General features: G+C 39.5%; 11 protein-coding genes and 3 pseudogenes. 7 read left to right on the forward strand and 7 right to left on the reverse strand.

The window, feature by feature from the left end; translation table 11 throughout:
• Positions 1-458 (reverse strand): annotated as a pseudogene (locus HT693_RS12025) (helix-turn-helix domain-containing protein); the annotation flags it as partial.
• 382 nt (positions 459-840) lie between these two features.
• On the opposite strand from HT693_RS12025, the gene HT693_RS06445 reads away from it, so the two are divergent.
• The 3 genes from HT693_RS06445 to HT693_RS06455 are packed head-to-tail and all read left to right on the forward strand — an operon-like array spanning position 841 to position 3460.
• Entirely contained in the window at positions 841-1899 is a 1059-nt protein-coding gene (locus HT693_RS06445; RefSeq protein ID WP_050208092.1) for an AAA family ATPase, read from the forward strand.
• Positions 1900-1908: 9 nt separating this feature from the next.
• Positions 1909-2688 (forward strand): nicotinamide riboside transporter PnuC, encoded by a 780-nt coding sequence (pnuC, locus tag HT693_RS06450; RefSeq protein ID WP_023941179.1) that lies wholly within the window; start codon positions 1909-1911, stop codon positions 2686-2688.
• A 1-nt stretch (position 2689) separates the two neighbouring features.
• Complete coding sequence (locus HT693_RS06455) at positions 2690-3460, forward strand: NUDIX hydrolase (protein ID WP_023941177.1); 771 nt, start codon at positions 2690-2692, stop codon at positions 3458-3460.
• Between the two features lie 73 nt (positions 3461-3533).
• Here the strand turns inward: HT693_RS06455 and HT693_RS12030 are convergent.
• Positions 3534-3763 (reverse strand): annotated as a pseudogene (locus HT693_RS12030) (hypothetical protein).
• 287 nt (positions 3764-4050) lie between these two features.
• Between HT693_RS12030 and HT693_RS06460 the strand changes: the two are divergent.
• Positions 4051-4749: a hypothetical protein gene (locus HT693_RS06460; RefSeq protein WP_023936780.1), complete on the forward strand. Its 699-nt coding sequence runs from the start codon at positions 4051-4053 to the stop codon at positions 4747-4749.
• A gap of 70 nt (positions 4750-4819) precedes the next feature.
• Here the strand turns inward: HT693_RS06460 and dusB are convergent, their stop codons facing one another.
• Together dusB and hslO are read right to left on the reverse strand one after the other, a co-directional pair.
• Positions 4820-5800, reverse strand: a complete 981-nt coding sequence (gene dusB / locus HT693_RS06465; protein WP_166728331.1) for a tRNA dihydrouridine synthase DusB — start codon at positions 5798-5800, stop codon at positions 4820-4822.
• Positions 5787-6659, reverse strand: a complete 873-nt coding sequence (gene hslO, locus HT693_RS06470; RefSeq protein ID WP_000357839.1) for an Hsp33 family molecular chaperone HslO — start codon at positions 6657-6659, stop codon at positions 5787-5789. The genes dusB and hslO overlap by 14 nt, the downstream gene beginning before the upstream one ends.
• Positions 6660-6823: 164 nt before the next feature.
• Here hslO and HT693_RS06475 point away from each other — a divergent pair, with 164 nt between their 5' ends.
• The gene (locus HT693_RS06475) at positions 6824-8251 is read left to right on the forward strand and encodes a helix-turn-helix domain-containing protein (RefSeq protein ID WP_050971524.1); all 1428 of its coding nucleotides are present in this window, start codon (positions 6824-6826) and stop codon (positions 8249-8251) included.
• A gap of 133 nt (positions 8252-8384) precedes the next feature.
• On the opposite strand, the gene HT693_RS06480 is transcribed toward HT693_RS06475, so the two are convergent.
• The 3 genes and pseudogenes from HT693_RS06480 to HT693_RS06490 all read right to left on the reverse strand — a co-directional run bounded on the left by HT693_RS06480 (position 8385) and on the right by HT693_RS06490 (position 11515).
• Entirely contained in the window at positions 8385-9674 is a 1290-nt protein-coding gene (locus HT693_RS06480; RefSeq protein WP_023934039.1) for a DUF6161 domain-containing protein, read from the reverse strand.
• Between the two features lie 9 nt (positions 9675-9683).
• On the reverse strand, positions 9684-10592 hold the full coding sequence (locus HT693_RS06485) for an adenine-specific methyltransferase EcoRI family protein (RefSeq protein ID WP_345890523.1): 909 nt from the start codon (positions 10590-10592) through the stop codon (positions 9684-9686).
• Positions 10593-10675: 83 nt separating this feature from the next.
• Positions 10676-11515: pseudogene (locus HT693_RS06490) on the reverse strand (EcoRI family type II restriction endonuclease).
• Between the two features lie 317 nt (positions 11516-11832).
• Here HT693_RS06490 and glpK point away from each other — a divergent pair.
• Both glpK and glpO read left to right on the forward strand, forming a co-directional pair.
• A complete protein-coding gene (gene glpK / locus HT693_RS06495) occupies positions 11833-13341 on the forward strand; it encodes a glycerol kinase GlpK (protein ID WP_023939036.1) in 1509 nt (502 codons plus the stop codon).
• A 41-nt stretch (positions 13342-13382) separates the two neighbouring features.
• Positions 13383-15209, forward strand: a complete 1827-nt coding sequence (gene glpO, locus HT693_RS06500) for a type 1 glycerol-3-phosphate oxidase (RefSeq protein ID WP_050971525.1) — start codon at positions 13383-13385, stop codon at positions 15207-15209.
• Positions 15210-15252 lie beyond the last annotated feature (43 nt).

A 15252-nucleotide genomic window follows, 5' to 3' on the forward strand; every position in this document is an offset into this window, starting at 1 on the left:
GGTGCTAGCTTGTTTCTTAACAGATTTTCCTTTTCTAGGATAGAGCAGATCCTGTTTTGACCATCCTAATTTTCCATGATGGATCCAGTAGTAGATGGTAGAAATTCCCACGTTAACGCCCTTAGCCTTGACCATCATTTCAGGCGAAACTTTTTGGTTATGATAGTGGAGAATCTTTTCCTTCAGCTCCTTGTTCAATCTTGATTTCTTGACCGAGCGCTTGCGATTATTTTCATAAGACTGTTGAGCATAGTCGGCAGAATAAACCTCTTTAAAGCGTCCTTTTCCAAGACATTGTCGGACTGTCCCACGCTTGATTTCAGTATGGATAGTTTGAGGAGCTTTTCCAAGTAAAGAGGCGATTTCTCTATTTGATTTCCCTTCCTTTTTTCATCGTTCGATTAAGCGACGGCTATCGATTGTCAAATGTTTGGCTTTTTAGTATAATGGTTTTGCATCTCTGTGCCTTTCTTGTGTTTGTGATTGAACAACAAGTATAACACAGAGGTGTTTTCTTATGCCTAGAAGAGCTTTCATTTGACAAGAGGAACCCTTGAAGCAGTTTTGTCAGCTAAACCAAGGCTAATCTTAGCCTTGGCTTGTCAGCCTAACAGCATCAAGCCTCTTATCAAATGAAATCGAGTGCTAGCTATCAGCTAGTTGAACCATCTAATTTTTAGGAGGGCTGGGTGGCTAACTTCATTATAGAACTTTCACTTGGTTCTCTTTTTCGCAATGTTTTTATAAAAATGATAAAAACTATTGACAAAACAAAAATATAGTTTATAATAAAAACATAGATAATAAAAATATCAAAAACTATAAAAAGGCAATGCGTTTATGAAAAAGAAAACAGCAGTGATATTTGGGACATTTGCTCCGCTTCATCAGGGTCATATCGATCTGATCCAGCGAGCCAAGCGGCAGTGTGACCAGGTCTGGGTTGTCGTTTCAGGCTATGAGGGAGATAGAGGGGAGCAGGTAGGTTTAACGCTTCAAAAAAGATTTCGATATATCCGAGAGGCCTTTGGTGATGACGAGTTGACCTCGGTTTGTAAGTTAGATGAGACCAATCTTCCCCGTTACCCTATGGGTTGGCAGGAGTGGTTGGACAAAATGTTAGCGGAGATTTCTTATGATGAAACCCAACAAGAACTGATCTTCTTTGTGGGAGAAGCAGACTATCAGCAAGAATTATCAAATCGTGGCTTTGAGACTGTCTTGCAAGAAAGAAAGTTTGGTATCTCAGAGACTATGATTCGAGAAAACCCAAGCAAATATTGGAAATATATTGCTCAACCCTTCCGACGTCAGTTTACAAAGAAAGTGTTGATTATGGGAAGTGCTAGCAATGGGAAGACCACTCTGGCAAAGGATTTGGCTAGGTATTACGATGCACCAGTCAGCTTGGAATATGCACGTGAGTACCAGATCAAAAACAATGTCCGCGACGATGAATTGACTCCAAAGGATTACTATTATCTCCTGTTGTGGCAGTATGACCAGACCTCTAAGTTAATTGACAGTAATGCCAATAGGGGACTGGTGATAGCAGACACCAACTCCTTAGTAACCAAGGGCTACTATGATTATTACATGGAGTCAGAGGATCAAGGGGACTTATCGGGAGAGACTTTTGATAATCTCTTTGCCTCGATCTTGGCTAAGGAAAAATGGGACTTGATTTTCTTTGTGCAACCTATTGGCTCCTATGTCAATGACGGATTTAGAGATATGACTATGGCAGAAGACCATATTCGTCATAGTTTTTCCCAGCATTTGGACCAGATGAGGGAGCGCTACTTAGCAAACATTCCACTAGTTTATCTAGCTGAGGATTATCTAGGAAATTATGAAGCAGCAAAAGTGGCTATTGATACCATTTACCAAGCAGATTAGGAGAAACATATGAAAAAACTAACTGAAAAAATCACACAATTTATCGAAAACTTTAAAAATGTTCATGCAGAAGCTCGCAAAATCGGTTTTGCAGGAATCATGCACTTGCTCTGGAAAGATCTCTTTGTCGGTCGTAGCCTCTTCCAGTGGTTGTATCTCATCGCCTTGTCAAGTGTTCCCTTTATCTTGGAATTCACTCAAAATATAGATAGTCATGATTGGTTAAGCTTGTTTGTATCTTGGACTGGGATTGTCTGTGTTATCTTGGTAGCAGAAGGTCGTGCAAGCAATTATCTCTTTGGGGCTATTAACTCTGCTATCTATTTGATTTTGGCCATGGATGCGACTTTTTATGGCGAAGTCTTGACGACCGTTTACTTCTTTGTCATGCAGCCGATTGGCCTCTATGCTTGGCTGTCCAACCGTATTAATGACCAAGGAAAAGCAGAAGAATCTCATTTTGAAGCTAAGAAATTATCTATTTTTGATTGGCTCAAGTACTTGGCCTTGACTGCTATCATTTGGATTGGTATGGGCTTGGCTTATCAAAGTATCCATAGTGCTCGCCCTTTCCGTGATAGTGTTACCGATGCGACCAATGGTGTCGGTCAGCTCTTGATGACCCGTCTCTATCGTGAGCAATGGATTTTCTGGATTGCAACCAATCTCTTTAGTATTTATCTCTGGTGGGGTGAAAATATCCACATCCAAGGGATGTACTGGGTTTACACTCTCAATAGTCTAGTAGGTTGGTACCAATGGACCAAGGCAGTTCGTAAGGAGGCATAAAATGACGGACACGATGATTCCAGCAGGGATGGAAAAAGAATATTTTGAAATTCATGCAAGTCAGGAGGAGTTTTTAGATTGGTACTACAAGCAGGAACTCCCTCAATACGAAAAACCAAGTGTGACGGTGGATATGGTAGCCTACTGCTTTGTTGAAGGAAAAATCAAGCTCTTATTAATTCGCCGCAAGGCTCACCCTTATCAAAATTGTTTGGCTCTGGTTGGAGGATTTATGGACAAGGGCGAAGATGCTGCGCATGCCTGTCAGCGTGAGGTGAGAGAAGAAGTCAATCTCGATCTTCCTTTGGAAAAAATTGAGCAATTGATGACCGTATCGACTCCCGGCCGTGATCCACGGGGCTGGACAGTGACCATTGCCCACTTGGTTTATTTGCCTAGTCGTGCATTAGAACTTGTTCAAGCAGGAGACGATGCCAAGGATGTGTTTTTTGTAGATGTCGATTTTCAGACAGGCAAATGCTACCTAGAGGGAGTGGAGTTGGAGGAACAAGCCTTCGCTTTTGACCATTATGCCATTATTCAAGAGTCTATCAAACGAATCCAAGGCCGTCTCGACTGGAATCCGACCTTCCTTTATCTGCTGGAGGAGGAGTTCACTGTCTATGAAGGGACTGAACTGGTCAATCTCATCAACCCCGGTCGTCCAATCGTCAGCAATAACTTTCTCGTAAAATACGGAGAATATGTAGAAGAAGTTGGACTCAAACGAGTGCCTAAAAAGAAACCAAGAAAAACCTATCGATTGAAATAAAAAACGAGGTCGGGATAAAGTTCCTGACCTCTTTGTTTGCCTTTATTAGTTTGCTTTGCTGTTGCGACTGTTTTTAGGGATAGTTATCTTTCTTAGAATTGCTCAACATGTGAGTAAAAAGTCTTTGTATCGATACTTGAGATATTTTTCGTGTAGGAATAACAAAGCTATATAGAAAATCATAAAGACTGTGGTCAGATAGAAGATATCAAACGAAGTTTTGCCATAGTGAGTTGCGGATTTATAGGAACCAATTGCTCCCAAAATCAACCAAGGAAGATACTTGAAATACTTATTTAGTATAAGAGTGCACTTCCTATATTCTATTTCACTGTTATTATATTCCTTTGCAGCTAAATATGTAAGCGATTAAATAAGAGCGATTTAAAAAATTTTAAACAAAATAGGAATTTTTCTCTGTTTTTTCTATTAGATTACGAATAGAAGAATAGGAGGAGTAAAGGTGTTTAAATTATGTGAGATTTTTAAAATAGTTTAAATAAATTATTGACATATTTAAATCTAAATGTTACAATTCCATTACAAAAAGATTTCTTTATATTTCTAAAATATTACAAAGGAGTAGAAAAATGAAAAAGAAAACCTATATCAAATTGATGGTAGCAACTGTATTGGCTTCTACCTTGCTACTGGGAGCTTGTGGAAATAAAAAGGAAACAACTCAAGCAAGCAGTTCTGCTAAGATAAGCCAGTCATCAAGCTCTAAAGCAGCCTCTTCTAGCAAAGAAAGCAAGACTCAGAAGTCCTCAACTTCAGCTTCATCTGAAAAGGCCAAGGCATCTACTGATCAATCTTCAGCAACTGCAAGGCCATCACAAGTGGCACCTGCACCAGAGCAAAGACAAGGTCAAGAAGTGTCTAATCAACAGGCAGCTAGTCAACAAACTCCTGCTCAGGCTCCTTCAACTCAACAGGCTCCTCAATCCCAGTCTAACCAATCAAGCTATGATCCTACAACTGACCGCAAACTTCAAGACAAACAAGCAGAGCAAAATAAACGCTACAAGGGTGTTTTAACCATGGTAGATGGTGATTTCTCAGCTGCAGCGGGCAATTGGAAGGGAGCAAATGGCGAAACCATCACAGTTTCATCAGGAGGTCAATTCACAGTAGAATCTGCTGATGGAAAGAAAGAAAACTACTCTATCAGAGGCTACTCTTATACTCTTGATGATGGCAAGTATAATGCCAAAATTGGTGGAGGAAAAATCATCCAAATTACAACAGGAGCGGATGGCAAGGTTTCCAGTGTTGCTTTGAGTCAATAATAACCCTTAGTATTTGAATTTTTACAGTCAAAAACCCGTAACCTTTAAGAGAGTTACGGGTTTTGGTCTATTAAGCCTTATCCAATTGCAAGAGGGTTTCAATCTCTGCCAGAGTGCTAGCTTGTGAAATGGCTCCACGGAGTTTAGCTGCACCAGATGTTCCACGGAGGTAGTGAGGAGCGAGGCCACGGAATTCACGAACTGCTACGTTTTCCCCTTTGAGGTTAATCAATCGTTTCAAGTGTTCGTAGGCGATTTTCATCTTGTCTTCAAAGGTCAAATCAGGGAGGATTTCTCCTGTTTCAAAGTAATGGTTGATTTGGTTGAAGAGGTAAGGATTTCCCATGGCAGCGCGGCCAATCATAACTGCGTCAGCACCGACTTCTTCGATGCGTTGTTTGGCTTCTTGAACCGTACGGATGTCACCATTGGCGATAAATGGAATCTTGGTCAAAGCTTGAGCGACCTTGTGAAGGGTCTCAAGGTCTGCATGACCTGTATACATTTGTTCACGGGTACGGCCATGCATGGCGAGGGCAGAAACACCTGCTGCTTCAGCAGCGAGGGCATTTTCAACTGCCAGAGATGGGTCGGCCCAGCCGGTACGCATTTTGACAGTAAGTGGAATATCAAGGACAGACTGGACCTTGTTGATGATGGAGTAAATCTTGTCTGGATCCTTGAGCCACATAGCACCAGCTTCGTTCTTCACGATTTTGTTGACAGGGCAGCCCATGTTGATATCGACGATATCGGTCTTAGTGTTTTCTTGTATAAATTCTGCTGCGCGTGCTAGGCTGTCTTCATCGCTACCAAAAAGTTGGATAGAGACAGGGTTTTCGCCTTCATCGATATGAAGCATGTGCAGGGTTTTTTCGTTGTTGTATTGGATTCCCTTGTCAGAGACCATTTCCATTACAACGAGTCCAGCTCCGAGCTCTTTTGCGATGGTACGAAAGGCTGAGTTGGTCACGCCAGCCATAGGCGCTAAAACGGTACGATTGGGAATCTCAACATTGCCAATCATAAAAGGTGTATTAAGATTTGTCACGAATGAGTTCCTCCAGGTCCTTCTCATCAAAGTTGTAAGTAGTTTGGCAGAATTGACAAGTGATTTCTGCCCCGTGGTCTTCCTCTTTCATTTCCTGTAAGTCTGAGCTTGGAAGGCTGGCAAGAGCGTTCATAAAGCGTTCATGGCTACAGTCACATTGGAAACGGATTTCTTCTTCAGAAAGACGCTTGTAGGCTTCGTCCCCGTAGATAGCCTTGAGGAGGGCTTCGATATGGTCGTCGCTTTCGAGAAGAGTAGAGATAGCTGGCATTTCTTGGATGCGTTTTTCAAAGCGGGCAATCTCTTCTTCCTTGGCTCCCGGCAAGACTTGAACTAGGAAACCACCTGCAACCTTGACCTTGTCTTCCTCGTCCAAAAGGACATTGAGACCGACTGCTGAAGGCGTTTGCTGGCTTTCAGTCAGGTAAAAGGCCAGGTCTTCACCAATCTCTCCAGAGATGAGTGGGGTCAAGGAAGTATAAGGATTTCCAATGCCGTAGTCTGTGATAACGAGAAATTGACCATTTCCAACAAAAGGTCCGACTAGAACTTCACCAGTTGCGGTCTTTTTAATGTCAACACCAGGATTTTGAACGTAACCTTTAACGTTCCCCTTGGTATCAGCGACCGTGATGATGGCACCTAGAGAGCTAGATCCCAACACCTTAACTGTTAGTTTGGTATTTCCTTTTTCATTGGCTGCGAGAATCTGGCTGGCGATAAGAGTTCGACCAAGTGCTACAGTTGAGCTAGCTTGGGTTTGATGTTTTTCTTGAGCAGTGCGGACGGTTTCTGTGCTGTCAAGGACAAAAGCACGAAAGGCTCCGCTTTCTGATATAGTTTTAATAATTTTATCCATAGCTACTATTTTAGCATAAAAATGCCCAAAGGGGGAGCCGTGTGTTTGCTGATTTTCAGGATAATGGACTAGGAAATCAGCAGGTAAATAAAAAGAGAAACAGATTATTTCAGCATTTGTAAGATTTATGCTATGCTTAAGGTAGAAAATGAAAGGGGTAACAAATGTATTTAGGAGATTTGATGGAGAAAGCCGAGTGTGGTCAATTTTCAATCCTTTCCTTTCTATTACAAGAGTCTCAGACGACCGTCAAGGCTGTAATGGAAGAAACAGGATTTTCAAAAGCAACCCTAACCAAATATGTCACCCTGCTCAATGACAAGACTTTGGATAGTGGTTTAGAGCTGACTATTCACTTAGAAAATGAAAATCTGCGCCTGTCGATCGGTGCAGCTACCAAGGGGAGAGATATTCGGAGCTTGTTTTTGGAGAATGCTGTTAAATACCAGATTGTGGTCTATCTTCTCTACCACCAACAATTTTTAGCCCATCAGCTGGCTCAAGAATTGATGATTAGCGAGGCTACGCTTGGGCGTCACTTGGCTGGTTTAAATCAGATTTTGTCAGAATTTGATTTATCCATCCAAAATGGACGTTGGCGAGGTCCAGAGCATCAGATTCGCTATTTCTATTTCTGTCTTTTCCGCAAGGTCTGGTCTAGTCAGGAGTGGGAAGGTCACATGCAGAAACCAGCGAGAAAGCAGGAAATTGCTACACTAGAAGAAATCTGCGGTGCAAGTTTGTCTTCGGGTCAGAAATTGGACTTGGTTCTCTGGGCTCATATCAGTCAACAACGTCTTCGGGTCAATGCTTGTCAGTTTCAAGTGATAGAAGAGAAAATGCGAGGGTATTTTGACAATATTTTCTACCTTCGTTTGCATCGAAAGGCTCCGTCCTTTTTTGCTGGGCAACACCTCCCTCTCGGAACTGAGGATGGGGAGATGATGATATTCTTCTCTTTCCTCCTATCTCATCGCATTCTTCCTCTTCATACTATGGAGTATATCCTTGGTTTTGGAGGACAGTTGGCAGGTTTACTGACGCAATTGATTCAAGAAATGAAGAAAGAGGAGTTACTGGGGGATTATACAGAGGACCATGTCACCTATGAACTCAGTCAGCTTTGTGCTCAAGTCTATCTCTATAAGGGCTATATTTTACAGGATCGCTACAAGTACCAGTTAGAGAATCGTCATCCATATTTACTGATGGAACATGATTTTAAAGAGACAGCAGAGGAGATTTTTCATGCTCTGCCTGCTTTTCAACAGGGGACAGATTTAGATAAGAAGATTCTCTGGGAATGGCTCCAGTTAATCGAATATATGGCTGAAAACGGTGGCCAGCATATGCGGATCGGTCTGGATTTGACATCTGGTTTTCTTGTCTTTTCAAGGATGGCAGCCATTTTGAAACGGTATTTGGAATACAATCGTTTTATTACCATTGAAGCTTATGACCCTAGTCGGCATTATGATTTGCTGGTTACCAATAACCCGATTCATAAGAAGGAACAGACGCCAGTCTATTATTTAAAAAACGACTTGGATATGGAAGATTTGGTAGCGATTCGCCAGTTATTGTTTAGTTAAAGAAGATGGCAAAAAAACTCAATTTTAGGAGAAAAAGAAGTAAAATTTTCTGCAATAAAACGCATATTATCGAGTCTTTTCAACACTTGACAATATGCGTTTGTTTGACTTTAAATTCTTTTTGCTCAGCCTTTTATTTTATATTCTTAGACAAAATTGCTAGAATTACCTCGTTATCATTTGTGTTATCTACTTTAATAAGACCTGTATCAATTCTACTAAATAATGAATTAATAATGATTAGTCTTTCCTCTTTATCAATATTTGTACCAGCATAAGTCAAAGATTGATAAAATCTAGTTAAAGCTGCTTTCTGTTTGTATTCGGTGGCTAAATGATGATTTGACATTACGATTTTTACCAGTATTCTAATTATATAGATAAAGAAAGAAATAACAGAAATAAATACGAATGATTCTGAAAGAAAAGGAATTTCTTTGATGATATCTAAAGAATAATTATGTATAACTGTAATTAATTTTGTCGAAGTAAAAATTAAAGCTAGTACAGTTACAATAAGGATGATAGTCCAATTTCTAGCCTGCTTTATATATTCTGTAGCACGTTTATTCCAGAGTTGTTCGGGTGCCTCCAATGATAGTTTATTCTTATAAGTCTCCTCTAAATGTTCAAGTTTATCTTTCTTTTCCTTTTGCCAACGATTTATTGAGCTTTGAAACTCTTTTAATTCTATGGCCTTATCATCAAATTGTTGTTGAATATCATTGTATCTGTTTTCGATAAAAGAGGTAATTTCTTTATATTGTTCATTAGAATTATCAGAAATTTCTTGTAACTTACTGGTTAATGGATATATAATATTTTTTTCAAAGTCGAATATATTTTCCCTAATATTAGAGAACTGTTTTCTAAGTAAATACAGAGCCGGATAGAATTGGTATGGATAAGAGCTTGAAAAATAATTGCCTATAGAACTTATATTCTTAGAGAGATAGATGTAACTTCTTATCGCTTCTGTAAGATTGTCTGTTGTTTGCTCTATATAGAATGAAACAAAACTCTTTATTTTTCGAATTTCTAAATCTTTATCAATAGGTGAATCAATTGATAGTATGTAAACAAGCTTCCCTTGCTCAGTAGTTTCACGACTACTTGACAAGTTATAATAAAGATAGTTATTTATAGTATCCGTATTTAAGTCGTCAATCTCAGAAAGAAATTTCCTTATGCCATTTATCTTATTATTCATGATTTGCCAATTTGAATAATAATTAGATGGTGCTTTTTCTGAAACAATCTTCCAATAGTCAAAATTAGTTTTTATTACTTTTTCAATTTGATCAAAAGTAAACATCGCTTCACGTTCGTTGAAGTTTATAGTATTGTTACTGTTAATTGTAAATCGAAATAAAATTTTATCATCCAAAAAATTAGATATTTGTTTGCTCGTAAAACTCATCATACTACCAGCCTATTTAGTCGTTTGAAACTTCTTATTTTTAATTAATATCCTAAAATAAGTGCTCTTACCATTTATTGATAAATCTTTTCCGTCATCTCCTTTTCGGAATCCAACAATTTCAAATTGATTTGGATTAAACTTATGAAGAAAAGTTATTGGAACTCCCATAACTCCTCGATAATCATAAGGAATATCTACTGTTTTATTGATATTGATACCGTTGTAATTATCGTAGGTTAAATATTGGTCTTCATTATTTTTATACTTTTTGGTAAGAATAATGTCCTCGTGCCTTTTGAAATTATCTAAATTTGTTAGCCATAAACAGTTATTAGGGGAAACAATTCTTTCACCACGTTCATTTATAGTGGTTTCTGTCCCATAGAGTTCATAGTGGTCTGGAACGATAAATCCAGAAATACCACGTCCCATATTTATCCCCATCCAAACTTTATTGTTTTCTATGAGTTTAAAAGTTTCTTTGTAAGTAATAGCATTAATATTGCCAATGATTAAAAATTGTTTATCATATTGAACAACTTGTGCAAGGAAGTCTCTGAAAAGTGAAAATGGTGGATTTGTTACCACTATATCTGCTTCTTTTAATAGTTTCATACTTTCCTCACTGCGGAAATCACCGTCACCTTTAAAAAATGTCACGTCATTTAGACTGGGAATAATGACCTCTTCTTTTTTCCCAGTGTATTCATAGTAAAAGCCATTTGAAATTTCTGAATTTAAGCTAAATAAATCAAATTGTTGTTCGATATAACAGGATGCAATCAGCTTTTTCAAACCAAGTTCATTAAAATTTTGAGCAAAATATCTATAAAAATTGCTAGTTCTGGGGTCATCACAATTGCAAAATATAATTTTGTTTTTGAAATGTACCTTGTAATGATGTAACTCCCTATCTATATCTTGTAGTTGAGTATAGAACTCATCATTTTTATTTTTTTTTTGCCTTTCTTAAAAAATCATTTTCGTTTTTTCTCATTATCTTATTCCATACTCCTTGTTAATTGGTTAAAAATATCGCTTCCCAAAACTTTAAGAGACGTCTTAGCAACATCTAACATTATATTAAACATTTCCTGAGGATTTCAGTGACTTCCATCACCAGTTGTATAGATAGAGGTTGCTTGAAGCATTATTGATTTGTCTTTATTTTTTATAAATTTATTTTTGCACAAATTAGTATTGATTGGCATGCCGTAATTGGCAGCAGTTAGTCTGTCTAAGCGGTTTAGTATTCCTGAGTCATGTTCAAGTATAACAGACCGTCCGTCTGGCCGTATTACAGAGATAGTTTGCGTTAAAAAATTAGAACCTTCTAGAAAAATAATATAAGGGAAGTGTTCCTCGGATAGCATAAAATTTGCTATTTCAGCAATATTTTTATGTGAGCGTTCAATAGCATTTCCGGCAGCCATTAAATCTTGGTCGTTGTTTTTTCCTACTAGTTTACCTGATTTAATATTTTCAATATCTTTTCCTTGATGTTTAGCTTCTGTTACTAGAACTACACGCCAACTGCCTGAATCATCTTTTACCTCAATGATACCGCCGTCAGGAATAATACTTGCATTCTGTGTAAATAAAGTTTTTCCTAAATCTTTATCCAGCTTACTAAGATAATGATTAATCTCCTTTTTACTAACTGATTTTCTAAATCTAAACTCTAACATCGGATATAATTCCTCTAGTTTCGATTTTACTAGATGAGAGATAGTGCCTACGGCAATATCATGAGATTTTGCATCTTCTCCGAATATACCTACTACTCCTCTTGAATCTTTATGTTGGTTAGTTAGACGATTAGATTGATTCTTTTTAGCCATAAAATTCTCCCCTTTTTTATATTTTGAGGTGTTTTTAGTTATTAACAATATTATATCACACTATGAATGGGTATTAAATAATTGCATTATGTAAACTTTTCATATCGTAAATCTTAGCAAAAATACTCTTATTAGCTACTTCTTCATTAAAATAGGTTATTAAATCTAACTTTTGAGGTCTTTTTTGTGAAATTCACACAATCTCCTCACATTTTTTTAAAAATTAAAAAAAGTTGATAAATAAGAAAGCGCTTTATTTTGTATACTAGTAAGTGTAAAGAGGAAACACCTCAAGATCTTTATCAGGAGGACAGCACATGTCACAAGAAAAATACATCATGGCCATTGATCAGGGAACTACAAGTTCTCGTGCCATCATTTTCAACAAAAAAGGGGAAAAGGTTAGCTCGAGTCAAAAGGAATTTACGCAGATTTTCCCTCAGGCAGGTTGGGTAGAGCACAATGCCAATGAAATTTGGAATTCCGTCCAGTCTGTTATTGCTGGAGCTTTCATCGAAAGTGGTGTGAAACCAAGTCAGATTGAGGCAATCGGGATTACCAACCAACGTGAAACAACGGTCGTTTGGGATAAGAAAACAGGACTTCCTATCTACAATGCTATCGTTTGGCAATCACGTCAGACAGCTCCTCTGGCTGAACAGCTGAAAAGCCAAGGTTATGTGGAAAAATTCCATGAAAAGACTGGTTTGATCATCGATGCTTACTTCTCTGCTACTAAGGTTCGTTGGATTTTGGATCATGTAGAGGGCGCTCAAGAGCGAGCAGAAAAAGGGGAATTGCTCTTTGGTACTATCGATACTTGGTTGGTTTGGAAATTGACTGACGGTGCGGCTCACGTGACGGATTACTCAAATGCAGCTCGTACCATGCTTTATAACATTAAAGAACTCAAATGGGATGATGAGATTTTGGAAATTCTCAACATTCCGAAGGCTATGCTGCCAGAAGTTCGTTCTAACTCTGAAATCTACGGTCAAACAGCGCCATTCCATTTCTATGGTGGAGAGGTGCCAATCTCTGGTATGGCTGGGGACCAACAAGCAGCCCTCTTTGGACAGTTGGCCTTTGAACCTGGTATGGTCAAGAATACTTATGGAACAGGATCTTTCATCATCATGAATACTGGTGAAGAAATGCAGTTGTCTGAAAACAACCTCTTGACAACCATTGGTTACGGAATCAACGGTAAGGTTTATTATGCCTTGGAAGGTTCTATCTTCATCGCAGGAAGTGCTATTCAGTGGCTTCGTGATGGTCTTCGCATGGTTGAAAATTCACCAGAATCTGAAAAATACGCTCGTGATTCTCACAATGATGATGAAGTTTATGTCGTTCCAGCCTTTACAGGACTAGGAGCACCATACTGGAACCAAAATGCTCGCGGTTCTGTCTTTGGTTTGACTCGTGGAACAAGCAAAGAAGACTTTATCAAGGCAACTCTTCAATCTATTGCTTATCAAGTACGTGATATCATTGACACTATGCAAGTAGATGCGCAGACAGCTATCCAAGTCTTGAAGGTAGATGGTGGTGCAGCCATGAATAACTTCCTCATGCAGTTCCAAGCTGATATTTTAGGTATTGACATTGCACGCGCTAAAAACTTGGAAACAACAGCTCTAGGAGCAGCCTTCCTAGCAGGTTTGTCAGTAGGTTACTGGAAAAACTTGGATGAGTTGAAACTTTTGAACGAGACAGGAGAACTCTTTGAACCATCGATGAACGAATCGCGCAAGGAACAACTCTACAAGGGCTGGAAGAAGGCTGTGAAAGCAACGCAAGTCTTTGCGGAAGTAGACGACTAATACTGGCAGAATAAAGCGATTTATTTAGAAGGTGTGTAAATATGGAATTTTCAAAGAAAACACGTGAATGGTCAATTAAAAAAATGCAGGAACGCACCCTGGATCTCTTGATTATCGGTGGAGGAATCACAGGGGCTGGTGTAGCCTTGCAGGCGGCAGCTAGCGGTCTTGAGACCGGTTTGATTGAAATGCAGGACTTCGCAGAAGGAACATCCAGCCGTTCAACAAAATTGGTTCACGGCGGTCTTCGCTACCTCAAACAATTCGACGTAGAAGTAGTATCAGATACGGTTTCAGAACGTGCAGTAGTACAACAAATTGCTCCACACATTCCAAAACCAGACCCAATGCTCTTACCAGTTTACGATGAAGATGGAGCGACCTTTAGCCTCTTCCGTCTTAAAGTAGCCATGGACTTGTACGACCTCTTGGCAGGTGTCAACAATACACCAGCTGCTAACAAGGTTTTGAGTAAGAATCAAGTCTTGGAACGCCAGCCAAACTTGAAGAAAGAAGGCTTGGTAGGAGGTGGAGTGTATCTTGACTTCCGTAACAACGATGCGCGTCTCGTGATTGAAAACATCAAACGTGCCAACCAAGACGGTGCCCTCATTGCCAACCACGTGAAGGCAGAAGGCTTCCTTTTTGATGAAAGTGGCAAGATTACAGGTGTTGTAGCTCGTGATCTCTTGACAGACCAAGTCTTTGAAATCAAGGCCCGTCTGGTTATTAATACAACAGGTCCTTGGAGTGATAAAGTACGTAATTTGTCTAATAAGGGAACGCAATTCTCACAAATGCGCCCAACTAAGGGAGTTCACTTGGTAGTGGATTCAAGCAAAATCAAGGTTTCACAGCCAGTTTACTTTGACACTGGTTTGGGTGATGGTCGTATGGTCTTTGTTCTCCCACGTGAAAACAAGACCTACTTTGGTACAACTGATACAGACTACACAGGTGATTTGGAACATCCAAAAGTGACTCAGGAAGATGTAGATTACCTACTTGGTATTGTCAACAACCGCTTCCCAGAAGCGAATATTACAGTTGCTGACATTGAAAGTAGCTGGGCAGGTCTTCGTCCATTGATCGCAGGTAACAGTGCCTCTGACTATAATGGTGGAAATAACGGTACCATCAGTGATGAAAGCTTTGACAACTTGATTGCGACTGTTGAATCTTATCTCTCCAAAGAAAAAACACGTGAAGATGTTGAGTCTGCTGTCAGCAAGCTTGAAAGCAGTACCTCTGAGAAACATTTGGATCCATCTGCAGTTTCTCGTGGTTCTAGCTTGGACCGAGACGATAATGGTCTCTTGACCCTGGCTGGTGGTAAAATCACAGACTACCGTAAGATGGCTGAAGGAGCTATGGAGCGCGTGGTTGACATCCTCAAAGCAGAATTTGACCGTAGCTTTAAACTCATCAACTCGAAGACTTACCCTGTTTCAGGTGGGGAATTGAACCCAGCAAATGTGGACTCAGAAATCGAAGCCTTTTCGCAACTTGGAGTGTCACGTGGTTTGGATAGCAAGGAAGCTCATTACCTAGCAAATCTTTACGGTTCAAATGCACCGAAAGTCTTTGCACTTGCTCATAGTTTGGAACAAGCGCCAGGACTCAGTTTAGCAGACACCTTGTCCCTTCACTATGCAATGCGCAATGAGTTGGCTCTTAGCCCAGTTGACTTCCTTCTTCGTCGTACCAACCACATGCTCTTTATGCGTGATAGTTTGGATAGCATCGTTGAGCCAGTATTGGATGAAATGGGACGATTCTATGACTGGACAGAAGAAGAAAAAGCAGCTTACCGTGCTGACGTCGAAGCAGCCCTCGCTAATAATGATTTAGCAGAATTAAAAAATTAAGAAAAAATAAAAGAGGTGGAGGGTAGCATCCCTTGCCGCCCGC

The sequence above is a fragment of the Streptococcus sp. 2154 genome, from assembly GCF_013277255.1.
Classification (GTDB): Bacteria; Bacillota; Bacilli; order Lactobacillales; family Streptococcaceae; genus Streptococcus; species Streptococcus pseudopneumoniae.